Annotated in this window: 25 protein-coding genes and 1 pseudogene; 10 read left to right on the top strand and 16 right to left on the bottom strand. The window is 71.5% G+C overall.

The annotated features are described in order from the left end of the window. Positions 1-13: 13 nt before the first annotated feature. Positions 14-307, bottom strand: coding sequence for a 1,2-phenylacetyl-CoA epoxidase subunit PaaB (paaB, locus tag CP976_RS01720; RefSeq protein WP_086598780.1), 294 nt, complete (start codon positions 305-307; stop codon positions 14-16). Beyond that, positions 304-1,290 carry a 1,2-phenylacetyl-CoA epoxidase subunit PaaA gene (gene paaA, locus CP976_RS01725; RefSeq protein WP_150478672.1) on the bottom strand — a complete coding sequence of 329 codons (987 nt, stop codon included), beginning with the start codon at positions 1,288-1,290 and terminating at the stop codon, positions 304-306. Before paaA ends, paaB begins: the two co-directional genes overlap by 4 nt. Before the next feature lie 200 nt (positions 1,291-1,490). On the opposite strand from paaA, the gene paaI reads away from it, so the two are divergent. Beyond that, positions 1,491-1,901 (top strand): hydroxyphenylacetyl-CoA thioesterase PaaI, encoded by a 411-nt coding sequence (paaI, locus tag CP976_RS01730; protein WP_150485169.1) that lies wholly within the window; start codon positions 1,491-1,493, stop codon positions 1,899-1,901. Beyond that, positions 1,898-3,253 (top strand): phenylacetate--CoA ligase PaaK, encoded by a 1,356-nt coding sequence (gene paaK, locus CP976_RS01735; RefSeq protein ID WP_150478673.1) that lies wholly within the window; start codon positions 1,898-1,900, stop codon positions 3,251-3,253. Before paaI ends, paaK begins: the two co-directional genes overlap by 4 nt. An 8-nt stretch (positions 3,254-3,261) precedes the next feature. Here paaK and CP976_RS01740 read toward each other — a convergent pair whose 3' ends face one another. The 3 genes from CP976_RS01740 to CP976_RS01750 form a co-directional block, all read right to left on the bottom strand. Then, positions 3,262-4,470 (bottom strand): PP2C family protein-serine/threonine phosphatase, encoded by a 1,209-nt coding sequence (locus CP976_RS01740; RefSeq protein WP_229875890.1) that lies wholly within the window; start codon positions 4,468-4,470, stop codon positions 3,262-3,264. Positions 4,471-4,585: 115 nt separating this feature from the next. Then, the gene (locus tag CP976_RS01745) at positions 4,586-5,344 is read right to left on the bottom strand and encodes an IclR family transcriptional regulator (RefSeq protein WP_150478674.1); all 759 of its coding nucleotides are present in this window, start codon (positions 5,342-5,344) and stop codon (positions 4,586-4,588) included. Between the two features lie 54 nt (positions 5,345-5,398). Then, positions 5,399-6,433, bottom strand: coding sequence for a LacI family DNA-binding transcriptional regulator (locus CP976_RS01750; RefSeq protein WP_150478675.1), 1,035 nt, complete (start codon positions 6,431-6,433; stop codon positions 5,399-5,401). Between the two features lie 304 nt (positions 6,434-6,737). Between CP976_RS01750 and CP976_RS01755 the strand changes: the two genes are divergently transcribed. The 8 genes from CP976_RS01755 (at position 6,738) to hypE (ending at position 16,183) form a co-directional block, all read left to right on the top strand. Next, the gene (locus CP976_RS01755) at positions 6,738-8,180 is read left to right on the top strand and encodes a family 43 glycosylhydrolase (protein WP_150478676.1); all 1,443 of its coding nucleotides are present in this window, start codon (positions 6,738-6,740) and stop codon (positions 8,178-8,180) included. Positions 8,181-8,282: 102 nt separating this feature from the next. Further along, a complete protein-coding gene (locus CP976_RS01760) occupies positions 8,283-10,028 on the top strand; it encodes an enoyl-CoA hydratase-related protein (RefSeq protein ID WP_150478677.1) in 1,746 nt (581 codons plus the stop codon). Next, positions 10,025-10,588, top strand: coding sequence for a hydrogenase maturation protease (locus tag CP976_RS01765; protein WP_150478678.1), 564 nt, complete (start codon positions 10,025-10,027; stop codon positions 10,586-10,588). Before CP976_RS01760 ends, CP976_RS01765 begins: the two co-directional genes overlap by 4 nt. 61 nt (positions 10,589-10,649) lie before the next feature. Continuing rightward, positions 10,650-11,387, top strand: a complete 738-nt coding sequence (hypB, locus tag CP976_RS01770; RefSeq protein WP_150478679.1) for a hydrogenase nickel incorporation protein HypB — start codon at positions 10,650-10,652, stop codon at positions 11,385-11,387. Beyond that, positions 11,384-13,696, top strand: coding sequence for a carbamoyltransferase HypF (hypF, locus tag CP976_RS01775; RefSeq protein WP_150478680.1), 2,313 nt, complete (start codon positions 11,384-11,386; stop codon positions 13,694-13,696). Before hypB ends, hypF begins: the two co-directional genes overlap by 4 nt. Positions 13,697-13,699: 3 nt before the next feature. Further along, the gene (locus CP976_RS01780) at positions 13,700-13,981 is read left to right on the top strand and encodes a HypC/HybG/HupF family hydrogenase formation chaperone (protein ID WP_086849068.1); all 282 of its coding nucleotides are present in this window, start codon (positions 13,700-13,702) and stop codon (positions 13,979-13,981) included. Next, the gene (gene hypD / locus CP976_RS01785) at positions 13,978-15,120 is read left to right on the top strand and encodes a hydrogenase formation protein HypD (protein WP_150478681.1); all 1,143 of its coding nucleotides are present in this window, start codon (positions 13,978-13,980) and stop codon (positions 15,118-15,120) included. The genes CP976_RS01780 and hypD overlap by 4 nt, the downstream gene beginning before the upstream one ends. Further along, positions 15,113-16,183 (top strand): hydrogenase expression/formation protein HypE, encoded by a 1,071-nt coding sequence (gene hypE, locus CP976_RS01790; RefSeq protein WP_150478682.1) that lies wholly within the window; start codon positions 15,113-15,115, stop codon positions 16,181-16,183. The genes hypD and hypE overlap by 8 nt, the downstream gene beginning before the upstream one ends. 54 nt (positions 16,184-16,237) lie before the next feature. Here hypE and hypA read toward each other — a convergent pair whose 3' ends face one another. The 11 genes and pseudogenes from hypA to CP976_RS01845 form a co-directional block, all read right to left on the bottom strand. Next, a complete protein-coding gene (gene hypA, locus CP976_RS01795) occupies positions 16,238-16,594 on the bottom strand; it encodes a hydrogenase maturation nickel metallochaperone HypA (RefSeq protein WP_150478683.1) in 357 nt (118 codons plus the stop codon). 7 nt (positions 16,595-16,601) lie between these two features. Continuing rightward, entirely contained in the window at positions 16,602-16,751 is a 150-nt protein-coding gene (locus CP976_RS01800) for a hypothetical protein (RefSeq protein WP_167537254.1), read from the bottom strand. Between the two features lie 80 nt (positions 16,752-16,831). After that, on the bottom strand, positions 16,832-17,038 hold the full coding sequence (locus CP976_RS01805; protein ID WP_150478685.1) for a hypothetical protein: 207 nt from the start codon (positions 17,036-17,038) through the stop codon (positions 16,832-16,834). Between the two features lie 41 nt (positions 17,039-17,079). Beyond that, entirely contained in the window at positions 17,080-17,676 is a 597-nt protein-coding gene (locus CP976_RS01810; RefSeq protein WP_150478686.1) for a DUF5947 family protein, read from the bottom strand. After that, positions 17,673-18,224 carry a NifU family protein gene (locus CP976_RS01815; protein ID WP_150478687.1) on the bottom strand — a complete coding sequence of 184 codons (552 nt, stop codon included), beginning with the start codon at positions 18,222-18,224 and terminating at the stop codon, positions 17,673-17,675. The genes CP976_RS01810 and CP976_RS01815 overlap by 4 nt, the downstream gene beginning before the upstream one ends. Beyond that, the gene (locus CP976_RS01820) at positions 18,217-20,010 is read right to left on the bottom strand and encodes a nickel-dependent hydrogenase large subunit (protein ID WP_150478688.1); all 1,794 of its coding nucleotides are present in this window, start codon (positions 20,008-20,010) and stop codon (positions 18,217-18,219) included. Before CP976_RS01820 ends, CP976_RS01815 begins: the two co-directional genes overlap by 8 nt. A gap of 64 nt (positions 20,011-20,074) precedes the next feature. After that, positions 20,075-21,163 (bottom strand): NADH-quinone oxidoreductase subunit B family protein, encoded by a 1,089-nt coding sequence (locus CP976_RS01825; RefSeq protein WP_150478689.1) that lies wholly within the window; start codon positions 21,161-21,163, stop codon positions 20,075-20,077. 1 nt (position 21,164) lies between these two features. Then, positions 21,165-22,967 (bottom strand): hypothetical protein, encoded by a 1,803-nt coding sequence (locus CP976_RS01830; protein ID WP_150478690.1) that lies wholly within the window; start codon positions 22,965-22,967, stop codon positions 21,165-21,167. 401 nt (positions 22,968-23,368) lie between these two features. Next, positions 23,369-23,541, bottom strand: a pseudogene (locus tag CP976_RS43485) (IS5/IS1182 family transposase); the annotation flags it as partial. Positions 23,542-23,617: 76 nt separating this feature from the next. Then, complete coding sequence (locus CP976_RS01840; RefSeq protein WP_150478691.1) at positions 23,618-24,343, bottom strand: hypothetical protein; 726 nt, start codon at positions 24,341-24,343, stop codon at positions 23,618-23,620. 244 nt (positions 24,344-24,587) lie between these two features. Continuing rightward, positions 24,588-25,055, bottom strand: coding sequence for a DUF6069 family protein (locus CP976_RS01845; RefSeq protein ID WP_150478692.1), 468 nt, complete (start codon positions 25,053-25,055; stop codon positions 24,588-24,590). Positions 25,056-25,092: the final 37 nt, after the last annotated feature.

A 25,092-nucleotide genomic window follows, 5' to 3' on the forward strand; every position in this document is an offset into this window, starting at 1 on the left:
GGCCTCGGTGGGACTAGATGTGCGGGACGTCTTCGGGGATGTCGTAGAAGGTCGGGTGCCGGTAGACCTTGTCGGCGCTGGGCTCGAAGAACGGGTCCTTCTCGTCGCGGGTCGAGGCGGCGATGTGCTCGGAGCGCACCACCCAGATGCTCACGCCCTCGTTGCGCCGCGTGTACAGATCGCGGGCGTGCGTGAGCGCCATGCGGTCGTCGGCGGCGTGCAGCGAGCCCACGTGGACGTGGTTCAGTCCGCGCTTGCCGCGCACGAACACCTCGTACAGCGGCCAGTTCTGCTTCCCGTCGGTCATGCCACCGCTCCCTTCTCCGCGCGGGCGGCCTGCTTGGCCGCGTGTGCGGTGGCCGCCTCACGCACCCAGGCGCCCTCCTCGTGGGCCGTCCGGCGCCGCTCCACCCGCTGGGCGTTGCACGGGCCGTCGCCCTTGATGACCCGCATCAGCTCGTCCCAGTCCGGGGTGCCGAAGTCGTGGTGCCCGCGCTCCTCGTTCCAGCGCAGCTCCGGGTCGGGCAGCGTCACTCCGAGCTTCTCGGCCTGCGGGACCGTCATGTCGACGAAGCGCTGACGCAGCTCGTCGTTGCTGTGCCGCTTGATCTTCCAGGCCATCGACCGGGCCGAGTTGGGCGAGGCGTCGTCGGGCGGTCCGAACATCATCAGCGACGGCCACCACCAGCGGTCCACCGCGCCCTGCACCATCTCCCGCTGCTCCTCGGTGCCCCGCATCATCGTCATCAGCAGCTCGTAGCCCTGCCGCTGGTGGAACGACTCCTCCTTGCAGATCCGCACCATCGCGCGCGCGTACGGCCCGTACGACGACCGGCACAGCGGCACCTGGTTGCAGATCGCCGCTCCGTCCACGAACCAGCCGATCACCCCCACGTCCGCGAAGCTCAGCGTGGGGTAGTTGAAGATCGACGAGTACTTCTGGCGGCCCTCGATGAGCCGCTCGGTCAGATCCGCGCGGTCGGCGCCCAGCGTCTCCGCCGCCGAGTACAGATACAGCCCGTGCCCGGCCTCGTCCTGGACCTTCGCGAACAGAATGGCCTTGCGGCGCAGCGACGGGGCGCGCGTGATCCACTCGCCCTCAGGCTGCATGCCGATGATCTCCGAGTGCGCGTGCTGCGCGATCTGCCGGACGAGTGTCTTCCGGTAGCCCTCCGGCATCCAGTCACGCGGCTCGATCCGCTGGTCCCGCGCGATCGTCGCCTCGAAATGCCGCTGGAGAACCGGCTCGGCGCCGTCCGCCCCCGGGGGGCTGGAGTGTGTCGTGTCCATCCGTCCCACTTCCCAACCGACCATTCGTTCGGTCCATCATAGAACGACGCCGCGCACCTTGGTAAGACCCCCCGGCCCTTGACAGGCCTCGGGCCGACTGGATTACTTGGCAACGCCGAAGCTAACCGAATGTTCGGTCGGGTCACAAGATGATGCGATCGATCCACGAGGTGGTGCGAGAAGTGACCGATACGGCTGACATGACGCCGGCCGCGGAGGCGATGTTCGCAGCGGACGAGGCCTCCCGCGGCCTGGGCGTCGAGCTGCTGGAGCACGGTGAGGGGACCGCCGCCCTCCGGATGACCGTGACCCCGGCGATGGTCAACGGCCACGGCATCGCCCACGGCGGCTACGTCTTCCTGCTCGCCGACAGCGCCTTCGCCTGCGCCTGCAACAGCCACGGCCCGGTGACCGTCGCGGCCGGGGCAGACATCACCTTCGTGGCTCCGGCGTACAAGGGGGACGTCCTCGTCGCGCGGGCCTACGAGCGCACGCGGTACGGCCGCAGCGGCCTCTACGACGTGACCGTCCTGCGGGGTGACGAGGTGATCGCGGAGTTCCGGGGACGCAGCCGCAGCATCCGGGGCACGACGTCGAAGGAGTGGGGATGACCAGCGAGACGACGGCCACGACACCTCCGGCGGCCGGGCAGCGGCGGGGTGAGCCCCTCCCCCACGCCCTGCTGGACGACGCCGAGCGCCTGACGCGCGAGGAGCTGCGCGAGCTCCAGCTCGACCGGCTGCGCCGGAGCCTGCGCCACGCCTACGACAACGTCGAGACGTACCGGAAGAAGTTCGATGACGCCGGTGTCGGACCCGACGACTGCCGCTCATTGGAGGACCTGTCCCGCTTCCCCTTCACGACCAAGGCGGATCTGCGCGACACCTACCCGTTCGGCATGTTCGCCGTCCCCATGGACCAGGTCCGGCGCGTCCACGCCTCCAGCGGCACCACCGGCCGCCCCACCGTGGTCGGCTACACGGAGAACGACCTGTCGATGTGGGCGGATTTGGTCGCCCGCTCGATCCGTGCCGCGGGCGGCCGCCCCGGGCACAAGGTGCACATCTCCTACGGCTACGGGCTGTTCACCGGGGGCCTCGGCGCGCACTACGGCGCCGAGCGGGCCGGGTGCACCGTCATCCCCGCCTCGGGAGGCATGAGCGCACGCCAGGTGCAGATCATCCAGGACTTCCGGCCCGAGATCATCATGGTCACCCCCTCCTACATGCTCACGCTTCTCGACGAGTTCGAACGCCAGGGCATCGACCCGCGCGACAGCAGCCTGCGCGTGGGCGTCTTCGGCGCCGAGCCGTGGACGGAGGAGATGCGCCGCGAGATCGAGGAGCGCATGGACATCCACGCGGTCGACATATACGGCCTCTCCGAGGTCATCGGCCCGGGTGTCGCCCAGGAGTGCGTGGAGACCAAGGACGGCCTGCACGTGTGGGAGGACCACTTCTACCCCGAGGTCGTCGACCCGATCACGGGTGAGGTACTGCCCGAGGGCGCGGAGGGCGAGCTGGTCTTCACGTCCCTCACCAAGGAGGCCCTGCCGGTCGTCCGCTACCGCACCCGCGACCTGACCCGGCTGCTGCCCGGCACGGCCCGGCCCGCCTTCCGCCGCATCCAGAAGATCACCGGCCGCTGCGACGACATGATCATCCTGCGCGGGGTGAACGTCTTCCCCAGCCAGATCGAGGAGATCGTGCTGCGCACGCCCGGCGTCGCCCCCCACTTCCAGATCCAGCTCACCCGGCGCGGACGCATGGACCACATGACCGTCCGCGTCGAAACCCGCCCCGGCACGCCCGTCGAGCGCCGCGAGGCCGCCGCGCGCGCGATCGCGAAGGACGTCAAGGACGGAGTCGGCGTCACCGTCGACGTGACGATCGTCGAACCGGAGACCCTGGAGCGCTCCGTCGGCAAGCTCCGCCGGGTCAAGGACCTGCGCGAGGAGCGGTAACACCGCCCTCACAGGTAGCAGCGCGCCTCGGGAGCCGCACCGGGCACGGTCACCTCGGCGGGCGCCCCCGCTTCGGACGCGGCCGGCTTGCGGATCAGCAGCAGCGCCGCGTCGTCGTGCAGCCGGCCGCCCACGTGGGCCAGCAGCTCGTCGTGGAGGGCGTCGAGGGTGCGGGCCGGCTCGTGGGACACGTGGCGCTCCAGTCCTTCGGCGAGCGGATAGAAGGCCCGCCCGTGGTCGCGGGCTTCGGTGACCCCGTCGGTGTAGAGCAGCAGCTGGTCACCGTCGGCGAAGGGCAGGGCGTGGAGGCTGGGCGCGTGACCGGCGAGGGCGCGCAGCCCGAGAGGCGGGGACGGGTGCGCGGGCTCCACCGGCGTGACGCTCCCGCAGGCGCGCACCAGCAGCGGAGGCGTGTGCCCGCAGTTCACCACCTCCAGATGTCCCGCGGCCTGCGGATATCCGGCGACCACGGCGGTGACGAAGTCGTCGTGACCGAGGTTGCGCGCCAGACTCCGCTCGATCCTGTCGACCACGGCGAGGAGGTCGGGCTCGTCGTGGGCGGCCTCGCGGAAGACGCCGAGCACCAGTGCGGCGGTCCCCACGGCGGGCAGCCCCTTGCCGCGCACGTCACCGACGATCAGCCGCACCCCGTGCGGGGTGGGGATCAGGGCGTAGAGGTCTCCGCCGATACGGGCCTCGGCCGCCGCGGCGCTGTAGCGGACGGCCACCTGGAAGGGTCCGACGGTCGACGGCACGGGCTTGAGCAGCGCGTGCTGGGCGGTCTCCGCGACAGAGCGGACCGCCGCGAGCACCCGTTCCCGGCGCCCCCGCAGGACGCCGGCCAGGCCGCTCGCGAGGGTGACGGCCCCCAGAGCGGACAGTACGGCGGCCAGTTCGCGGCCCGGGACGCCGTCCCGGATGCCGAGCGTCGCGCCGAGTGCGACGGCGAGGAAGCCGACCGAGAGGACGCCGCGCGGCCCGTTGGTCGTGGCCGCGAGGGCGGGACCGGCCGCGAGCAGGGGCAGCCAGATCATCCCGGCCCCGCCGGCGAGGTCGACGAGCGCGATGACGGTGACGATCAGTACGGGCAGGACGGGCGTACCGGCGGCCAGCTGCGCGAATGCGCGTCTGCGGGCCGAGGCCCGGGTACCGGCCACTCGGTTCCTGAACGGCCGTACGGCCCAGTGGTCGTCACCAAGGTCTCGGGGGTGGCTCATGTCTGTATCCGTGGTCCTCACCTGTGAGCGGGGCGCCGGGCTGGGGGCACACCCCTGAAATGCCTGTTTCATCCAGAAAAGGGGGTGAGCCGGGACACCGGCAAGGAGCGGATTTTCAGATAGTGAGCGAGAGGCTCCGCGTCACGCGGCTCGCGGCCGGGAGCAGCCGCGCGCTGATCTCCGGCAACCGGGAGAGCCGGTTCGCCGGCAGGGACACGCCGAGGGAGCCGAGTGTGTCCCCGCTGTAGACCGGGACGGCGACGCAGACCGTGCCGAGGGCGTACTCCTCCAGGTCCGTCACGGCCGGGGCCAGGGGCGAGGTCTCCAGCCGCCGGAGCAGTTCCGGCAGGCTGGTGACCGTCCGCGGCGTGAGGTCGGCGAGGTGGTGGCGCGAGAGGTAGTCCTTGCGGGCCTCCTCGTCCAGTTCCCTGAGCACGGACTTGCCCAGCGCGGTCGCGTGCCCCGCGTCCTCGAAGCCCACCCAGAGATCGACGCGGGGCGTCCCGGGACCGTCGACGATCTCGGCGACCCGGATCTCGCCCTCCTCGTAGAAGGTGAGGTAGGCGGGGGTCGTGAGCTCGTCCCGCAGCGCGGCGAGCGTGGGCCGGACGCGGCTGAGCAGCGCCTGCGCACGGCCGGTGGTGCGAATCGTCTGCAACTTGTCGCCGAGGACGAATCCACCGTCGTCCAGTTTCCGCACGTATCCGTCGTGCACCAGCGTCCGCAGCAGGTGATAGGCGGTGGCCAGCGGCAGCCCGGTCTCACGGGCCAGCTGCTTCGCCGGCGCGCCGTTCTGGTGCGCACTCACCGCTTCCAGCAGCCGCATGGCCCGCTGGACGGAGGTGATGAGCGTAGGGCCCTCTTGCGCACCCATAGGACCAGCGTGCGCCACCGGTCCGGCGCGGGCAAGGCCCGGGAGAGGCCGGCATCACCGGGACGGCGGAGGTGCGGTCGAGGCGCGGACCACGAGTTCGACCGGAGGGTCGTTCGCCGGTGCCGGTTCCGCGTCCGGCTTCTCGATGGCCCGCACCAGGAGCCGGAGTCCCTCGCGCGCCACGGCGTCGAAAGGCTGGCGCACCGTGGTCAGCGGTGGGGTCACATACGCGGCGACGGGGATGTCGTCGAAGCCGACGACGCTGACGTCGTCCGGTACGCGCCGTCCGGCTTCCGTCAGGGCGCGGATCACGCCGATGGCCATGTCGTCGTTGGCGGCGAACACGGCGGTGACGTCACCGTCGGCGGCGAGTGTGCGGCCCGCCTCGTAGCCCGACGCGGCCGACCAGTCGCCGACGAGCACGGCCGGACGCTCCCGGTCTCGTGCGGTGAGTGCGCTGCGCCAGCCCTCCGTGCGGTCCCGGGCGGCAAACCATCGTTCGGGGCCCGCGAGGTGGTGGACCGTGGTGTGGCCGAGGTCCAGCAGGTGTTCGGTGGCCGTGCGCGCGAGGAGTTCGGCGCCGACGCCGGTGGCCACGGTCCGGGTGCCGCCGAAGGTCACCGGCGCTCCGAGGACGAGGACCGGCACGTCGACGCTGAGGGAGACGGCTCCCTCGTCGATGGGCTCGGAGACGACGATGCCGTCCACGCCCTGCTCCAGCAGCGACTCCACGGCGCCGACGACACCTCCCGGGTCGCCTTCGAGCGTGTTGACCACCCGGAGCGCGTATCCCGCGTCCCGCGCGGCCCGCTCGACGCCGATCAGGAGTGACGCGGGCCCGTAGAGGGCGGTTCCGAGCGTGACGACGCCGATGGAGCGGGTCCGCCCGGAGGCCAGTGCCCTGGCCGCGCTGTTCAGCCGGTAGCCGAGTTCCCCGGCCGCGTCCAGTACCCGTCGGCGCACCTCGTCGGAGACGTACCGCTCCCCGTTGAGGACCCTCGACACCGTCTTCTGCGAGACGCCGGCCAGCCGGGCCACGTCCACGCTGCGCGGCGCGGCTCCGCCGGGCCGTCCTCCCGCTGACGTCATGGATGTCTCCCTTTACCTTGCTGGACTGCCGGATGCCGGACTGCGCAGTCATGCGTACGCAGTGAAACGGGCCGCGTCAAGACGCCGAGCGGGGTGCGTGAGCTGGAGACCAAGCAACGCCACCCTGAAAGGTTTTCCGGGGCCGCGACCGCGTCGTTCGCTCACTCTCCGACCACACCTCATCACCCGACCGTACAACTCCCATAATGTGTAGCTCTCTTGACACTTCATCAGCTCGCTCCTACGTTGCGAAAACCTTTTAGGTCGTTTCCGTGCTCTTCCCGGTCCCGACAGGGAGCATCCGATGAGAAGACCGCAGGTACTGCTGGCCGCACTGGTGCTCGGCGTCTGTTCCCTCGTCCCGGCCGGCCCGGCCGCGGCGGCGCAGACCATCGGGTTTCCCGCCTTCAGCGGCCCCACGATCCCCGCCCCGCCCGTCGCCCACACACAGGGCGACATGATGCGGGCGATCTACGACGCGGAGAGTTCGGGGACCGACTTCTGGATGGACCGCCTGCTCGCCCGCTCGGGCAACGACCCGGCCGGGCCCTGGCTGATGAGCCGGGGCGGCCTCGACCGGTCCGTGACGGTCGCCGCCGGGGCCACCAACCAGAGGTGGCGACTGGTGCCGGTCAGCGGCGGGGACAAGACCTTCAACCTGGTCTCGGCCGGCTCGGGCAAGTGCGTCACGCCCAGTGGAGGTTCCCCGGCATCGAACACCGGCCTGGTGCAGCTGCCGTGCTCCGCTGCGAACGGCAGGGTATGGCGGCTGCCCGGCTTCACCGGCGGCACGAACCCGAACACCTTCACCAATCCGATCGCCCAGCGCGGCCCCGACCCCTGGATGACCTACCACGACGGCCACTACTACCTCGCCACCACGACCTGGAACTCGACGATCACCATGCGCAAGTCCCGCACCCTGGCGGGGCTGGCCACGGCCACCGAGCAGGTGCTCTTCAATCTGACCCGGCCCAACGGGGCGGGCACGATGTGGGCGCCCGAGTTCCATCTGCTGGACGGCCCGAACGGCAAGCGGTGGTACTTCTACTACACCGCCGGGCGGGAGCCGTTCGACCTGGGCACACAGCGGATCCATGTCCTGGAGAGCGCCGGCCCGGACCCGATGGGGCCGTACACCTTCAAGGCCGACCTGCTCGACCCGGCCCAGGACAACACCTGGGAGCTGGACCCGGGCATCCTCCAGCTCAACGGCAAGCTCTACCTGCTGGGCACGTTCTACAACGGCTCGCAGCCGATGTTCATCCGGCCGCTGTCGAACCCCTGGACCGCGAGCGGCACCCGCCGGATCCTGTCCACCCCCACCTACGGCTGGGAGACGGTCGGCGGCGCGGTCAACGAGGGCGCCGAGGTGCTCCAGCGGAACGGGAAGACGTTCATCATCTACTCCGCCAGCCACTGCTCCACGCCCGACTACAAGCTGGGCATGCTCACGTACAACGGCGGCGACCCGCTCAGTTCCTCCTCCTGGACCAAGTCACCGAACCCGGTCTTCCAGCGGTCCGACGCCAACGGCGTGTACGGCCCCGGTCACAACGGCTTCTTCAAGTCGCCCGACGGCACGGAGGACTGGATGGTGTACCACGCGAACAGCTCGGCGAGCGGCGGCTGCGACATGAACCGCTCGACCAGGGCACAGAAGTTCACCTGGAACGCCGACGGCACGCCGAACTTCGGCACCCCGGTGGGCCTCGGCGTTCCGCTGACCGCGCCCTCGGGCGAGTAGCGGCCGCGCAGGTATCCGGATGGAGCAAGGAGGCCGTGAAGACCGGCGAAACGCCGCCACGGTCCTTCTCGGGCCTCCCCCGACCGGCGAGCATGCCATGTCATGGACATCTTGCTCGTCGTCAGCGCGTTCAACAGCCTGTCCCAGCGTGTGTACGCGGAACTGTCGGACCAAGGGCACCACGTGGACGTCGTCCTGGCCTCGCACGGCGCCGACGCGGTCCGGGCCGCCGTACGGGAGGTGCGCCCGGAACTGATCGTCGCGCCGATGCTGAAGTCGGCCCTGCCGGAGGACGTGTGGCAGGAGCACACCTGCCTGATCGTGCATCCGGGACCGCCCGGCGACCGTGGCCCGTCGTCGCTGGACTGGGCGATCGCCGAGGAGGCACCCGAGTGGGGCGTGACGGTGCTCCAGGCCGAGGCGGCGATGGACGCGGGAGACATCTGGGCGGACGGCTCCTTCCAGGTGCCGCCGGCCGGCAAGAGCGACGTGTACCGCAACGAACTGTCCGACGCCGCCGCGGACGCGGTGCTGCTGGCCGTCGGACGGTTCGCCGACGGATCGTTCAAGCCACGGCCGCAGAGCGATCCCGGGATCCGTGTGGTGTGGCGGGACTTCTTCCGCCAGGAGCAGCGGCGGATCGACTGGGAGAACGACAGCACGCAGACGGTACTGCGCAAGCTCCGCGGGGCCGACTCGCAGCCGGGCGTCCTGGACGAACTCTGCGGCCGGGAGGTGTTCCTGCACGGCGGGCATTACGAGGACCGGCTGCGCGGCCGGCCGGGCGAACTGCTCGCGACCCGGTCCGGCGCTCTCTGCCGGGCCACCCGGGACGGCGCGGTGTGGATCCCGGAGCTGCGCCCCCGCAAGAGCTCCGGCGACCCGGCACCGTTCCGCCGTCCGGCGGCCTCGGTCCTCGCCTCCTTCCCGGCGCCGCCCGGCAGCGGCCCGGGCATGCCGGGTTCGAACGACCGCCCGTACTGGCTGCCGGAGATCGCCGCCCCGCTCGAACTGCCGCCGAACCGCACCACCTGGGCCGAGATCCGCTACCGTCAGCGGGACGGCATCGGCTTCCTGTCCTTCTCGTTCCCGGGCGGGGCGATGAGCACCAACCACTGCCGCAGGCTGCTCGCCGCCTACCGGTACGCGCTCACCCGCTCCACCTCGGTGCTGGTGCTCGGCGGCGCCCGCGACTTCTTCTCCAACGGCATCCACCTCAACGTCATCGAGGCGTCGAGCGACCCGGCGGGCGAGTCCTGGTCCAACCTCATCGCCATGAACGACCTGGTCGAGGCCGTGCTGCGCACCACCGACCGGCTGGTGGTGGCGGCGCTCGGCGGCAACGCGGCGGCTGGCGGTGTCATGCTGGCCCTGGCCGCCGACGAGGTGTGGTGCCGCTCGGGCAGCGTCCTCAACCCGCACTACCGGCACATGGGTCTGTACGGATCGGAGTTCTGGACGTACTCGCTGCCGCGCCGCGTGGGAGCCGAGACGGCCGAGCGGCTGACGAGCGAGGCGTTGCCGGTGAGCGCCGCGACGGCCGCGCGGATCGGGCTGGTGGACCGTCTGGTGCCTGTTCCTCCCCAGGAGTTCGCCGCAGAGGTCGAGCGCCTGGCCGCCGATGTGGCCGGCGACCCGGACATCGCCCGCCGGATCACCGCGAAGGCCACGGCACGTCACGCGGACGAGCTCCAGCGCCCCCTCGCCGAATACCGGCGCACGGAACTCGCCCGGATGCGCGCCATCTTCTTCGACCCGCAGGCCCCCTACCACGCGCTGCGGTCCGCCTTCGTCCGCAAGGTCCCGAGCGGCTCCGCCCGGCCGCTCGCGACCGAAGGTGCGCGATGAGTGCGCGGCTGCTCGTGGCGGGCGTCGGCAACATCTTCCTCGCGGACGACGCCTTCGGCCCCGAGGTGATCCGCGCCCTGGACCAGCGTCCGCTGCCGCCCGAGGTGCGGGTAGGGGACTTCGGCATCCGCGGCATGGACCTCGCGTACGCACTGCTCGACGGCTACGACACCGCTGTCCTGGTCGACGCCGCCGTACGGGGGCACGAACCGGGCACCCTGTCGCTGATCGAGCCGGACCTGCCCGACCGCGCCGCGGCCGTCGTCCCGCCCGAGGCGCACGGCATGGACCCGGCGAAGGTCCTCGCCCTCGCCGCCCACCTGGGTGACGAGCCGCTCCCGCGCGTCCTCGTCCTGGCCTGCGAGCCCGAGTTGCGCGCACCCGCCGACGAGGACATCGCCCCAGGTGTCAGCGCGACGGTGCGCGAAGCGGTCGGGCGGGCCGTCGCGGCCCTGCACGCCATGGTTCCGGTGCTGCTGGCCGACCCGGCTGCCACGCCCCCGTTGAGCCGCCCGGACGAATCCCCCGCCCTGTCCCCGCCTGGCTGCCGGGCACCGTGAGCGACGGCGCCGAGGATCGGTGGCGGACCGATTTCCCCACCGACCGCGAGGAGCGGCGCCCATGTGCGATTCCGTGGACGAGGTCACTCAAGCCGTCCTGGCGAAGAACGACGGTCTGGCCGCGGGCCTGCGCGAGGAGCTGGCCCGGCGCGGAGTGAGCGTGGTCAATCTGCTGTCCAGCCCGGGCAGCGGGAAGACGGAACTGCTCGGGCGGGTGCTCGCCCGGGCGGTCGAGCGGGGCCTTCCGGTGGCCGCGCTCACCGCCGACCTGGCGACCGAGAACGACGCCGACCGGCTGGCCCGTTCGGGAGCCCCGGTGAAGCAGCTGCTCACGGACGGGCTGTGCCATCTGGAGGCGCGGCAGCTACGCGGCCACGTGGAGAGCTGGCTGCCCGAGGACACCTCGCTGCTGTTCGTGGAGAACGTCGGCAACCTCGTCTGCCCGGCGTCCTACGACCTCGGCGAGAGCCTGCGGATCGTGCTCATGGCGGTGACGGAGGGCGAGGACAAGCCGCTGAAGTACCCGACGGCCTTCGGGTCCGCCCATCTGGTGGTACTGACCAAGACGGACCTGGCCGGACCCGCCGGGTTCGACGAGACCGCCTTCGACGCGCACGTTCAGCGGGTCAACCCCGGGGTGGAGGTGCTGCGGTCCTGCGCCCGCACCGGCGCCGGGGTCGACGCGCTCCTGGAGCGCGTCCTCGCCGTACGGGACGGGGCGCCGGTGCACCGGCCGCCGTTGGCGCCCCGCCCGCACACCCACACCCATGAGGACGCCGAAGCCGGCCTCGTCTCGTGACAGCGCCCGCCACACAGGCGGTGCGCCGCCGCGTCACCGTGCGCGGCACCGTGCAGGGCGTGGGCTTCCGGCCCTTCGTGCACCGCCTGGCCACCGATCTCGCCCTCGCGGGCTTCGTGAGCAACACGGCGAACGGAGTCCTCATCGAGGTGGAGGGTCCGCCGGACCGTGTCGCCGGCTTCTGCGACCGGCTGGCCACCCAGCCACCGCCGCTGGCCGCCGTCACCGGCGTCGGATTCGAAGACCTGCCCGTCAGCGGCGCCGACGGCACCTTCACCATCCGCTCCACCGACCGCTCCCCCGGCCGCACCCTGCTCCCGCCCGACACGGCGACCTGCCCCGACTGTCTGCGGGACCTGACCGATCCGGCCGACCGCCGGCACCGGCACCCGTTCGTCACCTGCACGCACTGCGGGCCCCGCTTCACCATCGCCACGGGCATGCCGTACGACCGGGCGGTCACCACCATGGCCGACTTCCCGATGTGCGCCGACTGCGCCCGGGAGTACGGCGATCCCCTCGACCGGCGCTTCCACGCCCAGCCCGTGGCCTGCCCCGGTTGCGGCCCCCGGCTGCGCCTGCTGCCGGCGCCGGGAAGTGACGTCCGCCCGGTGCGGGACGCCGACGCCCTGGCGGCGGCACGGGCACTGCTGGCCGCCGGGCGGATCGTCGCCGTCAAGGGCCTCGGCGGCTACCACCTGGCGTGCGACGCGACCGACGCGCGGGCCGTCGAGACGCTGCGCACCCGCAAGGCGCGCGGCGGCAAGCCGTTCGCGGTGATGTGCGCGGATCTGGACGCCGTACGGCGGATCGCCGAGCTCTCCGCGCCCGAACTGGCGGTCCTCACCAGCCCCCGGCGCCCCATCGTCCTGCTCCGCCGACGGGCCGGGCAGGCGGGCCTCGCGCCCGGCGTCTGCCCCGGCAGCCCCCACCTGGGCGTCATGCTGCCCTACACGCCCCTGCACACCCTGCTGTTCGGCCTGCCCGGAGATCCGCCGGGACCGCGGGTGCTGGTCATGACGAGCGGCAACCGCTCCGGCGAACCGATCGTCACGGACGACGACGAGGCACTGACCCGGCTCGCCGGGCTGGCCGACGCGTGGCTCGCCCACGACCGGCCCATCGCCTCGCCCTGCGACGACTCCCTGCTGCGGGTGCGCCCGGACGGCACCGAACAGGTGCTGCGCCGGTCCCGGGGGTTCGTGCCCCGCCCGCTGCGGCTGCCGGTCCCGGTGCGGCCCGCGCTCGCCGTGGGGGGCGATCTGAAGAACGCCCTGTGTCTCGGCGAGGGCGACCAGGCCTGGTTCGGCCCGCACATCGGCGACATGGGCGACCTGACCACTCTGGAGGCGGCCCGGCGGGCGGAGGCGCACCTGCGGTGCCTGACCGGTGTCGCCCCCGAAGTCGTCGCCGCGGACCGGCACCCCGGATACCACTCGGCGAGGTGGGCCGCCCGGCTGGCCGGGCACGCCCCTGCGCTGGTCCAGCACCACCACGCGCACGTCGCCTCCGCGATGGCCGAGCACGGCCTCGACGGCACCGCACCCGTGATCGGCGTCGCCTTCGACGGCACCGGCTACGGCGACGACGGCACCGTCTGGGGCGGCGAGATCCTGCTCGCCGACTACAGCGGCTTCCGGCGCTACGCCCACCTCGCCCCCGCCCCGCTGCCCGGCGGCGACGCGGGCGTGGCCAACCCATGCCGTCTGGCGCTGGCCCGGCTGTGGGCGGCGGGCCTGCCGTGGGACGCGGACCTGCCCTGCGTGAAAGCCTGCGCCTCGGATGAACCGACGCTGCTTCGACAGCAGTTGGAGCGTGGCCTGGCCTGTGTGGCGACCTCCAGCATGGGGCGGCTCTTCGACGCCGTGTCGTCGCTCGCCGGCGTGTGCCATCGCGCGGAGTACGAGGCCCAGGCCGCCCTGGAACTGGAGGCGGCGGCCGCTGCGGCCTGGGACGCCGATACCTCGGCGTACGCCTTCGCCGGCGCTCTCGACCCGGCGCCCGTGCTCAGTGCACTGGTCGCCGATCTGCGGCGGGGCACCCCGGCCCCCGTGCTCGCCGCCCGCTTCCACCGCGCGGTGGCACGGGCCGTCGCGGAGATCTGCCGGCGTGCGCGCCGGGACACCGGCCTGGCCACCGTCGCCCTCAGCGGCGGGGTCTTCGCCAACGCGCTGCTGGAGGAGGAGTGCACACGGCTGCTGGCCGACGACGGCTTCGCCGTGCTCCGCCACGGCGAAGTCCCCCCGAACGACGGCGGATTGGCCCTCGGCCAGCTCATGGTCGCGGCGCACCTACGACAGGAGGAGTGACCCATGTGTTTGGCAGTGCCCGGCAAGGTCGTGGCCATCGACGACGGCGCGGATCCGCTCACCGGGCTGATCGACTTCGGCGGAGTGCAGAAACAGGCGTGTCTGGAGTACGTGCCCGACGTGCGGGTGGGCGAGTACGTCATCGTGCACGTCGGCTTCGCGCTCCAGCGCCTGGACGAGGAGTCGGCCCTGGCCTCGCTGAAGCTGTTCGAGGAACTGGGGCTGCTGGAGGAGGAGTTCGGCGACGCCTGGGAGCAGGCGGCGAAGGAGGCGGGAACGGCGTGAAGTACATCGACGAGTTCAACGACCCGGATCTGGCCCGGCGGCTGCTGGACGAGATCCGGGCCACCGCGACCTGGCCGTGGGCCCTGATGGAGGTGTGCGGCGGGCAGACCCACTCGATCATCCGGCACGGCATCGACCAACTGCTTCCCGAGCAGGTCGAGTTGATCCACGGCCCTGGCTGCCCCGTCTGCGTCACACCGCTGGAGGTCATCGACAAGGCCCTGGAGATCGCCTCGCGGCCCGGGGTGATCTTCTGTTCCTTCGGCGACATGCTCCGGGTGCCGGGCACCGGCCGCGACCTGTTCCGGGTCAAGGGCGAGGGCGGCGACGTACGCGTGGTCTACTCGCCGCTCGACGCCCTGGAGCTGGCCCGCCGCCATCCCGACCGGGAGGTGGTGTTCTTCGCCATCGGCTTCGAGACCACGGCCCCGGCCAACGCGATGGCCGTGCACCAGGCGCGGCGGCTGGGCCTGAACAACTTCAGCCTGCTGGTGTCGCATGTGCGGGTGCCCCCGGCCGTCGAGGCGATCATGACGGCTCCGGCCTGCCGGGTGCAGGGCTTCCTGGCCGCCGGGCACGTGTGCAGCGTGATGGGCACGGCGGAGTACCCGGAGCTGACCGAGCGGTTCGGGGTGCCGATGGTGGTGACCGGGTTCGAGCCGCTGGACATCCTGGAGGGCATCCGCCGGGCGGTCCGCCAGCTGGAACGCGGCGAGCACCGGGTCGAGAACGCGTATCCGCGTGCCGTGCGCGAGGAGGGCAATCCGGCTGCCGTGCGCATGATCGAGGAGGTGTTCGAGGTCACCGACCGGTCCTGGCGCGGTATCGGGCGGATCCCGGCCAGCGGCTGGCGGCTGCGCGACGCCTTTCGCGCGTACGACGCCGAGCACCGCTTCGACGTCACCGGGATCCGTACCGAGGAGCCGGCGGAGTGCCGCAGCGGTGAGGTGCTCCAGGGGCTGATCAAGCCGACCGAGTGCGCCGCGTTCGGCACCACCTGCACCCCGCGCACCCCGCTCGGCGCCACCATGGTGTCCAGCGAGGGCGCCTGCGCGGCCTATTACCTGTACCGCCGGATGAACGCCCCGGCGCCGCAGGCCGGCCGGGCCACGCAGGAAGGGGTGACTCCCGTTGCCTGAGCGACTCGCCGATGTGGTCGACCCGGCCGCCTGGACCTGCCCCGCCCCGCTGCGCGACCAAGGTGTCGTGGTGATGGGCCACGGCGGCGGCGGAGCACTGTCGGCGGAGCTGATGGAGCAGGTCTTCACCCCCGCCTACGGCAACGCCACGCTCGCCGGTCTCGCCGACTCCGCCGTCCTCGAACTGGGCGGCGCGCGGCTGGCCTTCTCCACCGACTCCTACGTGGTCCGGCCGCTGTTCTTCCCCGGCGGCAGCCTGGGCGACCTCGCGGTCAACGGCACCGTCAACGACCTCGCGATGAGCGGTGCGCGGCCCGCGTATCTGTCCGCCGCGTTCGTCCTGGAGGAGGGCGTGGAGCTGACGGTCGTCGAACGGATCGCGCGCTCCATGGGGGCTGCGGCCGAGGCGGCCGGGGTCACCATCGCCACGGGTGACACCAAGGTGGTGGAGTCCGGGCACGGCGACGGTGTGTACGTCACCACCGCCGGTGTCGGGCTCGTCCCGGACGGGGTGGACATCCGGCCGCAGCGTGCGCGGCCGGGGGACGCCGTGATCGTCAGCGGGCCGATCGGCCTGCACGGGGTGGCGATCATGAGCGTGCGCGAGGGGCTGGAGTTCGGGGTCGAGGTCGCCAGCGACACCGCGCCCCTCGCCGATCTGGTGGCCGCGATGCTGGCCGTCACCTCCGACATCCATGTGCTGCGCGACCCCACCAGGGGCGGCCTCGCGGCGTCCCTCAACGAGATCGCCCGTGCCTCGGGGACCGGGGTCCGGCTTCAGGAACGCGCCATTCCGGTGCCGGACGCGGTGGCGAACGCCTGTGGGTTCCTCGGGCTCGACCCCCTCTACGTCGCCAACGAGGGCCGGCTCGTCGCCTTCGTGCCACCGTCGGCGGCGGACGAGGTTCTCGCCGCGATGCGCGACCACCCGCAGGGCTCCGGCGCCACGCTGATCGGTGAGTGCGTCGCCGATCATCCCGGCATGGTCGTGGCCGCCACCAGCCTCGGCGGCACGCGGGTGGTGGATCTGCCACTCGGCGAGCAGTTGCCACGCATCTGCTGATCCGGTCCGGACGTGAGGGGGCCCCGCCGAACACGTCGGCGGGGCCCCCTCACGCTATGCCGGGGCCGGTGACGGCTCGATCCCGGTGATCTCCAGCTCCCGGCCGCTGCGCAGGTCGCTGGTGGGCTGGTCGCAGCGCGGGCACCAGAAGAACGGGGGCATACCCACCGGGAACTCCTCGGCGCACGGGCCGCACCAGGCCTGCGCGGGGACCTGCTCGACCACGAGCCGGGCCCCGGCGAGCGCGGTGCCGTCGCGGGCCACCTCGAAGGCGAAGTCCAGGGCGTCGGGGACGACGCCCGCCAGTTCGCCGACCCGGACGGTCACCGCCGAGACCGCCTCGGTTCCGTCTGCCCGGGCCAGCTCGCCGGCCCGCTCGATGATCGCGGTCGCGACCGACAGTTCGTGCACGGCCGGCTCACGGGTAGCGGTGACCGGCGCGGAAACCGCCGGCCATCCGCCACAGCCGCATCTCCCGCCTCAGACTGGGAATCTCCCAGCACAGGAATGCCAGGACCACACCGCCCGCCAAGGCGGCCTCGGCCTTCAGCACCCGCTGTCCGCTCATCCCGCCTCGTCCGCGCGCGACGGGTCTGCGTGCTCGTCGGAGCTTCATGGCGGCGGCTCTCTGCTCTCTCATCACGGCCCTCATCCCGGCGAGATGTTCGGCATGGTGTCCGCGAGGGCGTCATGCCGCTTCCAGTGGATCCCCGTGGAGCGGCGCGCGTCCGCGGTGCCGTCCTTGTGGTGCCCGATCTGCTTCTCGTACCGTCCCCTGTTGCCCTGGTGCATGCCGGCGACGTGCCGGGGCGTGTCGGGCTTCGCCTGGGGCCGGCCCACTCTGATGCTGCCCATGGGGTGCTCTCCTTCCTCGCCTCCGACGTGCGGAGGCGTGCTCATGACCGCTCGGTGAGGTCCTCGAAGAACCGCTCGACGGCCGGCCAGATCCGGCCTCCGCCGGACAGGCCGCGCCACTCCCGGCGTACGACGGCGACCATCCGGAAGCAGTCGTCGATCGGCACGATCCAGTGGTGGTCGAGCCCGTGGACGGTGTTCACCAGCAACGCCTCCACGTCGGGTTCCACGGTGGCGAGCTGCGGACACGTACGGGACAGTTCCTGCCAGCCCGCCGCGTCCACCTCCCACCGCATGGCTCCCGCGGGGCTCGGGCCCTGCGCGGTGACGGTGCCGTCCGCCCGCGGCACGAAGAAGACCAGACCGACGGGGACGCCGAGGACACCGGTGTCGACCTTGGGCAGCCGGACCCGGCGGCGGGGCACGAGCCGGTAGTGGCCGTCCCCCGCCCTCGCCTCGGCGAACAGCACCGAGCAGGGGCCGCAGGCGCAGCACACCTCGTCCTGCCCGGTGTCGTACAGGTGGGCGTGGTCGTCGGCGACCGGCGCGGCGCACAGATCGCACGCCTCCGCCCCGGCCGCCGCCGTGCGGTCGGCCGAGGAGCGGATGAGTCGGGCCAGGGCTCCGTCGGTGGTCACCGTGCGCCTCGGTGCGTCAGCGTGGTCAGCGGTACGAACGCGGGTGCCGGCGTGCTCGGCAGTGGTTCCACCGCCGTCAGCTCGGGAGCCGCCGCGAGCACCGCCTCACGGACGGCGTCGGTGACCTCGGAACCTCCGCCACCGCAACCGGATCCGCATCCGCCGCCCGCTTTCAGGCGTACCTGGGCCACCTGCCCGTCGACACCGGCCCACTCCAGGTCGCCGCCGCGTTCCTGTACGGCGGGTCGCAGTAGCTCGACCGCACGGGCCGCCCGGCGCTCGGCGGGCTCGGGATGGATGTCGTGCAGGACCAGGAGGTGGCCCAGCAGTTCGTCGTCGGCGAGGTGCCCGGCCAGCTGACCGTCCGCGTGGTCCATGACGCGGGCCAGCGCCTCGCCGTAGACCTCGGTCAGCAGCGCCACCGCCTCGGTCGCAGAGCGGGTGGTGGGGCCGGGGACGGACTCGAGACCTGCCAGCAGGTCGTCGAGCCGGGCGAGCCGGGCCTCGACCTCCGGGTCGGCCAGCCGGGTGCCGGAGGCCTCAGCCATGGTTCGCCCCGTACGTCGGCGAGTGCAGAGTGGTGAGCGTCTTGCCCTTGCCGACGTACATGTGCACTCCGCACGGCAGACAGGGGTCGAAGCTGCGCACCGTGCGCATGATGTCGACGCCCTTGAAGTCGTCCGGCCCGTTCTCCTCGAAGATGGGCTGGCCCTGGACGGCGTCCTCGTACGGGCCGGGGGTGCCGTACATGTCGCGGGGGCTGGCGTTCCACGGGGTGGGCGGGTACGGGTGGTAGTTGGCGATCTTCTTGTCCTTGATCACCAGGTGGTGGGAGAGGACGCCGCGCACCGCCTCGTGGAAGCCGCAGCCGATCGCCTCGTCGGGCACCTCGTAGTTCTCGAACACCTTGGTCTCGCCCGCGCGGACCAATCCCATGGCCTCTTCGAGGAACTGCAGGGCCATGGCGGCGGCGTAGGCGATGAAGTAGGGCCGGGCGCGGTCGCGTTCGATGGTGTTGCTCCACCGCGGGATCCGCCACTCCAGGGTGGTCTCCGGCAGGGACTCGCCCTTGGGCAGGGAGATGCGCACGCTGTGGCCGGTGGACTTGACGTACGGGGTGTCGACCAGTCCGCTGAGGGCGGTCGACCACAGGCGGGCCAGCGGGCCGCCGCCGGTGTCGAGGGCGAGGTGGTCGCCGGTGCGCTGGTCGAACCAGCGGGGGCTCATCACCCAGCTGTACTTGTCGTCGAAGTCACGCTTCTGCGGCACCGGGACGGTGGTCTGGTTCCACGGGTGGCGCATGTCGACGGGATTGCCGAGCGGGTCGTGGGTGACGAAGGGGTCCTCGTTGACCCAGTCCTCGTAGTACGAGCTGCCGAGCATGATCCGCAGGCCGAGGTTGATGTCGACGAGGTTGTTGGTGACCAGTTCGCCGTCGACGATGATGCCCGGGGTGACGTACATGTCCTTGCCCCAGGAGTTCATCGTCTCGTAGCGGTAGTCGACCGTCTTCGGGTCCTGGAAGGCGCCCCAGCAGCCCAGCAGCACGCGGCGGCGGCCGACCTCCTCGTAGCCGGGCAGCGCCTCGTAGAAGAAGTCGAAGACGTCGTCGTTCATGGCGACGGCCTTCTTCACGAAGTCGATGACCTTCATGAGCCGGCTGAGGTAGTCGGTGAAGGTGTTCGGCTGCGGCATCGTGCCGACGCCGCCCGGGTACAGCGTGGACGGGTGGACGTGCCGCCCCTCCATGAGGCAGAACATCTCGCGGGTGATCCGGCTGACCTTCAGGGCCTCCTTGTAGACCTCGCCCTCGAAGGGGTTGAAGGCCTTCATGATGCCGGCGATCGTGCGGTAGCCGTGGATGTCGCCGCGGGGTGCCTCGGTGCGTTCGGCGCGGGCCAGCACACCGGGGTTGGTGGCCTTGACCATCGCCTCGCAGAAGTCCACGAAGACCAGGTTGTCCTGGAAGATCGTGTGGTCGAACATGTACTCGGCCGCTTCACCGAGGTTGACGATGTAGTCGGCCAGCGGGGGTGGCTTGACGCCGTAGGCCATCTGCTGGGCGTAGTCGGAGCAGGTGGTGTGGTTGTCGCCGCAGATGCCGCAGATCCGGGACGTGATGAAGCCCGCGTCGCGCGGGTCCTTGCCCTTCATGAACACCGAGTAGCCGCGGAACAGCGACGAGGTGCTGTGGCATTCGACGACTTCCCGGTTGGCGAAGTCGATCTTCGTGTAGATGCCCAGGTTCCCGATGATCCGGGTGATCGGATCCCAGGACATGTCCACGAGCTCTGGTGGCTTGCGCTCGGTGGGCCGGGCCTCGGTGGTGGTCATCGGCGGTTCTGCCCCTCGCTGTCGGTGGTGTGGGGGTGGGTGGTGGGGTGCGTGTCGCCCGGCATCAGGGCCGCCAGCGCGGGTCGAAGCCGCTGGTCAGCTTGCGCTTGTTGTGGCGCCACTTGGGCTCGTGGTTGACCAGTTCGTTGGTCATGCCGCGCAGCCGGCGGATGACGGCCCCGTACGGCTTGATCGCCAGGGACGACAGGGTGCTGCCCGGGGGCTCGTCCATGAACGGCATGAACGCGTCGGGGAAGCCGGGCATGGTGCATCCGATGCAGATGCCGCCGACGTTCGGGCAGCCGCCGAGGCCGCCCATCCAGCCGCGCTTGGGCACGTTGCAGTTGACGACCGGACCCCAGCAGCCCGTCTTCACGAGGCACTTGGGTGAGTTGTAGTCCTTGGCGAAGCTGGCCTGCTCGTAGTAGGAGCCGCGGTCGCAGCCCTCGTGGACGGTCTTCCCGAACAGCCACTGGGGGCGCAGCATGTGGTCCAGTGGGGGCGGGGGCGCGGAGCCGGCCGCGTGGTAGAGGACCCAGATCAGGGTCTCCATGAAGTTCTCGGGCTGGATCGGGCAGCCCGGCACGTTGACGATCGGCAGGCCGGCCTGGGAGGTGTAGTCCCAGCCCAGGTAGTCGGCCAGGCCCATGCAGCCGGTGGGGTTGCCGGCCATGGCGTGGATGCCGCCGAAGGTGGCGCAGGTGCCGGCGGCGACCACCGCCCAGGCCTTGGGGGCCAGTTGATCGATCCACCAGTTCAGGGGCTGCGGCTCGCCGGTCTCCGGGTCGTTGCCGAAGGACGTCCAGTAGCCGTCGCCCTCGATGATGTTCTGGTTGGGGACCGAGCCCTCGATGACGAGGATGAACGGGGCGAGTTCGCCGCGTACGGCCGCCCGGTAGGGGGCGAGGAAGTCCTCGCCGCCCAGGCTCGGTGAAAGGACCTTGTTGACGAGGTTCACCTTGGGCAGGCCCGGGATCAGTCCGAGCACCAGGTCCTCGATGGAGGGCTGGTCGGCGGCGGTGAGGGAGACGGTGTCCCCGTCGCAGCTCATGCCTTCGGAGATCCAGAGGATGTGGATCTCGTCGATGCCCTGTCGATCCTCTGCCCGGCTGGGCTCTTTGCTGACTTCGGTGGTGCTGCTGTGCGTTGTCATGTCACTCGGCCTCCGCTGCGGGGGTCTCGGAGTCGGTCGTGTGCCGCGCCTTCGCTGCGGCGGGAGCCGGTGCCGACGGCTCGTCCGGGGATCCGGCGGGCTCGATCGGTTCGAGCTCGTCGGGCCGGAAGTAGTGGAAGCGCCCGTACCAGGTGTGCAGTTCGGACGCGGGGTCGTCGTCGAGGGTGACGGCGAGGTGCACGCTGCCGTCCACGTCGTGGAAGACAGCGGCGACTTCGGCGGTGCGGCCGGCCAGGAACATGTCCTGGGCGTCGGCACCACGTCCCCGGGGCCGGAGCCGGACACGGCTGCCGCCGCCGAGCAGGACGCCGTCGACGAGCACGGTGTCAGTCGCCGGGGAGAGGCCGTCGTCGGCGCCCTCCTGCCACCAGGCGGGGCGGTCGACGGGGGCGGGGGGCGCCGGGGCGGCAGCCCCGGGCGGCGAGGTCGCGGGCGCGGCAGCCCTGGGCTCGGCAAGCGCGGGTGCCGGGGGCGCGGGCGCGGCAGCCCCGGGCGCAGCATGCGCAGGTGCCGCGGGTGCGGATGCGACAGCCCCCGGCACCGAGGTCACGGACGCAGCAACCCGGGGTGCCAGGGTCCCGGGCGTTGCAGCCCCGAGCTCCGGGGGCGTCGGCGCGGCATCCCTCGGTGCCGAGACCCCGGGCGCGGCAAGCGCGGGCGTCGGGGACACCGCGGCGACCGGGGCCAGGGAGCGGACGGCGCCGTGCAGTCGTTCGAATACCTCCTGCGGCATCGTGTCGACGCGGTCGAGGATCGCGGCCGCCCGCGGGTCGGTGGCCCGCGCCTCGCGCTTCTCCTCGTCGGTCAGCAGCATCGTGCGCAGCGTGAGGATCTCGTCGATCTCGGCGGCGTCGTGCAGGTCGCCCGGGCTCTCGGGGGCCACCTGGGGGTGGTCGGGCAGGATGATCGGTGCGGAGAGCAGGACGTGGCCGTCGTCGCCGCCGAGGACGGGGAAGGTGAACTCGTTCCGGCACGAGCGGGCGAGTGCGCTCAGGTCCGTCGGCGGGTCGGTCAGCGAGACGAATTCCACGCCGTCGCCGCCGATGAGGGTGTGGGTGGCGATGAGGGCGCGGCGCAGTGCGTCGTCGCGAGCGGTCCGCGGTTGCGGTGCGGGCCCGGTGTTCGTGGTGCGCACACGGAGCCGGCAGAGGTCGTCCGAGAGTCGCTCGGCGGTGACGGTGGTGTCGGCCCGTACCTCGTCGCGGTGCCGCACCACCCGCCCGGCGTGGCCGGGCAGCGGCTCGACGTCCACACCGGCCGGCGCGACCACGGGAACGGTGTGCCCGCCCTGAAGGAGTTCGTCGAGCGGGACCTCGACCTCGTGTTCACGCGGCACGGCCTCGTCGAAGGTCAGATGCGTCGTGCCGTCGGCGGTGCGCAGCGACTCGACGGCGTGATGACGGCCCTCCCGGGTCTCCTCCACCTGCTTGCGCTGCATCTGGAGGTGACGGATCCGCACACGTACGGACGCGCTGCCGGGCTGCCGGATCCGCAGCAGGCACTCGGTCTGCTGGTACCAGGAGTCGGCGCTGCCGGAGACTCCGAGGGCCACGGGACCGTCCGCCTCCGCCCAGTCCCTCGGGAACAGGACCCCGAACTGCCATCTGACACGGTTCTTGGCCGAGGACCGGCGGTAGGGGTAGAGGAGGTAGCCCTCGTAGAGGACGGCGTCGGCGACGGCGCTCACCTGCTCGAAGGGGTCCGGGATCCGGTCCGGGGACAGATCCTCGCCACCTCTCGTGGCAGCGCGCGCCGTGCCGCCCTCGGCCAGTCCCTCCGCCATCGCGTCTCCTCGTCCGGGTGTGCACACGCATCCAGGGGTGCACGCGCATCCCTTCCACCACGGTCACACCGCTCATCCACGGTCGCCTCCTACGGCGCAGTGCGATTGGGCCGTTCGGGGCTGTTACTGAGATTGAACGCGTGGCGTCGTAGCTGCTGAGAGTTGTCCTCGAAGTGTCAGGCGCTCATTCCCCGTGCGGGTGGTTGGTCGGTGTGGCAGCTCAGCCAGCCGCGGCCGGGGGTGTGGCATGAACGGGTGACCCGCAATGGCACCGCACGGCTGCGCCGCCTCGTCCAACGACAGGCCGCGCCCCGTCGCCGACGGCTTCGTGGGCGAGGCGTGGTCGCAACGATCAGGACGCATCAACCAGAGGCGGATGCGGATCTGGTCGGCCCGCTCGGGATGGTGTTGATGCCCCGCCGACGCAGCCAGGTGAGAATCGCCCTCGAGCTGTAGCCCTTGGGTGCAGTCGTCGGTGTTGCCGCCGTGACACCAGCGCGAGCGGGCGACCGAAGACGTCACAAGCCAGGTGAGTCTTGCTGGTCGGACCGCCTCTGGATCGGCCGAGGGCGCGGGGCCCCCTTTTCGGGCTCCGGCGCACGTACCACCAGGACTGAAGAGATGCGCTTCCGCCCGGATGAAGACGCTGGCTATGGGAGCAAGTAGGTCGTACAGGCCGGCCCCTGCTGTCTGCGAGTTTCACACTCGTCGTTGGTCCCGTCACCGGCGTTGAGGGCGATGATGTGGATGGCCTCCGCCTGTGGCGGGGGCGAGAGGGGAACGCTGATCCGCTGCTCGACCACGCCCTCGTCGTTCGGCCTGAGGGAGCTCGAGTAGAGGTCGACGCCTTCGTCGACCGGCTCGCCGTCAGCCGTCTCGGCGGCTACGTAAACTCCGATGCTCGACCACGTTTCGACACCGTCGGCGCGAATGTCGAAGCTCAGTCGCAGCGAAGACCGAGAACCGTCGACCCTGACATCCGTGATGCTCGGCCGACCGTTGCCCCCGGCGGCCTTGGCCGCGCCGATGACCGCCACGCTCAGCGCCACCATGTAGAAGACCACACCGAGAACCAGCACAGCGGTCTCCCACAGATTGCCCCGCCGTGTGGGGTGAATGAGCAGGGCCACGATGCTGCACACGATGGCGACGATGGCGCAGAGCGAGGCCACATAGATCGGCCACGACTCGTTGTTGAGAGCAACGAAGACGAACTCGCTGCGCAGCCCGAGTGCGGTCATGACTCCCGTGACGGCGACGAGGGCGCCGGCGAGGATTTTGGCGACGTCATCCAAGCGCTTTCCGATGCCGACCTGGATCATTTCGGATGTGGGGTCCGGGGCGGGGTCCCTGCTCTGCTTCTGCACCCCACTCATGCCACACTCCTTGCCGTCGGCTCCAGGCAGTCAACGGAACGCTCACCGGGCGCCCGAGCGTACAACGCCGCATTCGTGCAGGAATGCCGACGAGGCGCAGGCCAGAGCGTGCCTCTTTGATGTGTTGAGCGGTTGATCCGATGTTCCCTGTTCGGCTGTGTGGGGGGGTGCACGACGACGGCCCGTCAGCGGTGAGCGCGACGGGCCGGTGTCGGGATCGTGGGAATCGAGGGAGTCGAGGGCGTCACCTCCGCACGTGGGACAGCCGCCGTGCCACCAGGGGGATGATCACCGCGGCGGCCACGACGTGCGACAGGGCGAGGACGATCTGGGTGGACGTGGCCGTGTGCGGGGCGACGGCCGGGCCGGCGAGGGACAGTGCGGTGAGGACGACGGTGGTCACGGTGAAGGTCCGGGCGGGCTGCTTGGCCCAGCGGGCGAGCACCACCGCGAGGACGATCCCGGCGACCGACCAGAACACCACGCCGCCGCCGAAGCCGCCGACGGGGATCTCCGCGGCCTCCTCGGCCCCGGGGCCGGCCGCCTCCATGGGGACGCCCGCGGCCCGGGCGACGAGCGCGAAGGCCTCGGTCACGACGGCACCGGCGAGCGTCGCCAGGACGCCGACCAGCCATACGGGGCGCGTGGAAAGGAAGCCGGTGGTGTGCCGGGAGTCGGTCCGGTTCTGCGTCTGAGGGGTCGTCACGCTCATGTCGCCTTCTCCTGCTCGCTGTTGGGGCTTGGAAGCC

The sequence above is a fragment of the Streptomyces coeruleorubidus genome (assembly GCF_008705135.1).
GTDB lineage: Bacteria > Actinomycetota > Actinomycetes > Streptomycetales > Streptomycetaceae > Streptomyces > Streptomyces coeruleofuscus.

What these genes read in the sequence shown, in the direction of transcription:
- paaB (WP_086598780.1), bottom strand. Translation starts at nt 307, where the DNA reads ATGACCGACGGGAAGCAGAACTGGCCGCTGTACGAGGTGTTCGTGCGC.
- paaA (WP_150478672.1), bottom strand. Translation starts at nt 1,290, where the DNA reads ATGGACACGACACACTCCAGCCCCCCGGGGGCGGACGGCGCCGAGCCG.
- paaI (WP_150485169.1), top strand. Translation starts at nt 1,491, where the DNA reads ATGACGCCGGCCGCGGAGGCGATGTTCGCAGCGGACGAGGCCTCCCGC.
- paaK (WP_150478673.1), top strand. Translation starts at nt 1,898, where the DNA reads ATGACCAGCGAGACGACGGCCACGACACCTCCGGCGGCCGGGCAGCGG.
- CP976_RS01740 (WP_229875890.1), bottom strand. Translation starts at nt 4,470, where the DNA reads ATGAGCCACCCCCGAGACCTTGGTGACGACCACTGGGCCGTACGGCCG.
- CP976_RS01745 (WP_150478674.1), bottom strand. Translation starts at nt 5,344, where the DNA reads ATGGGTGCGCAAGAGGGCCCTACGCTCATCACCTCCGTCCAGCGGGCC.
- CP976_RS01750 (WP_150478675.1), bottom strand. Translation starts at nt 6,433, where the DNA reads ATGACGTCAGCGGGAGGACGGCCCGGCGGAGCCGCGCCGCGCAGCGTG.
- CP976_RS01755 (WP_150478676.1), top strand. Translation starts at nt 6,738, where the DNA reads ATGAGAAGACCGCAGGTACTGCTGGCCGCACTGGTGCTCGGCGTCTGT.
- CP976_RS01760 (WP_150478677.1), top strand. Translation starts at nt 8,283, where the DNA reads ATGGACATCTTGCTCGTCGTCAGCGCGTTCAACAGCCTGTCCCAGCGT.
- CP976_RS01765 (WP_150478678.1), top strand. Translation starts at nt 10,025, where the DNA reads ATGAGTGCGCGGCTGCTCGTGGCGGGCGTCGGCAACATCTTCCTCGCG.
- hypB (WP_150478679.1), top strand. Translation starts at nt 10,650, where the DNA reads ATGTGCGATTCCGTGGACGAGGTCACTCAAGCCGTCCTGGCGAAGAAC.
- CP976_RS01780 (WP_086849068.1), top strand. Translation starts at nt 13,700, where the DNA reads ATGTGTTTGGCAGTGCCCGGCAAGGTCGTGGCCATCGACGACGGCGCG.
- CP976_RS01800 (WP_167537254.1), bottom strand. Translation starts at nt 16,751, where the DNA reads ATGAGCGGACAGCGGGTGCTGAAGGCCGAGGCCGCCTTGGCGGGCGGT.
- CP976_RS01805 (WP_150478685.1), bottom strand. Translation starts at nt 17,038, where the DNA reads ATGGGCAGCATCAGAGTGGGCCGGCCCCAGGCGAAGCCCGACACGCCC.
- CP976_RS01815 (WP_150478687.1), bottom strand. Translation starts at nt 18,224, where the DNA reads ATGGCTGAGGCCTCCGGCACCCGGCTGGCCGACCCGGAGGTCGAGGCC.
- CP976_RS01820 (WP_150478688.1), bottom strand. Translation starts at nt 20,010, where the DNA reads ATGACCACCACCGAGGCCCGGCCCACCGAGCGCAAGCCACCAGAGCTC.
- CP976_RS01825 (WP_150478689.1), bottom strand. Translation starts at nt 21,163, where the DNA reads ATGACAACGCACAGCAGCACCACCGAAGTCAGCAAAGAGCCCAGCCGG.
- CP976_RS01830 (WP_150478690.1), bottom strand. Translation starts at nt 22,967, where the DNA reads ATGGCGGAGGGACTGGCCGAGGGCGGCACGGCGCGCGCTGCCACGAGA.
- CP976_RS01840 (WP_150478691.1), bottom strand. Translation starts at nt 24,343, where the DNA reads ATGAGTGGGGTGCAGAAGCAGAGCAGGGACCCCGCCCCGGACCCCACA.
- CP976_RS01845 (WP_150478692.1), bottom strand. Translation starts at nt 25,055, where the DNA reads ATGAGCGTGACGACCCCTCAGACGCAGAACCGGACCGACTCCCGGCAC.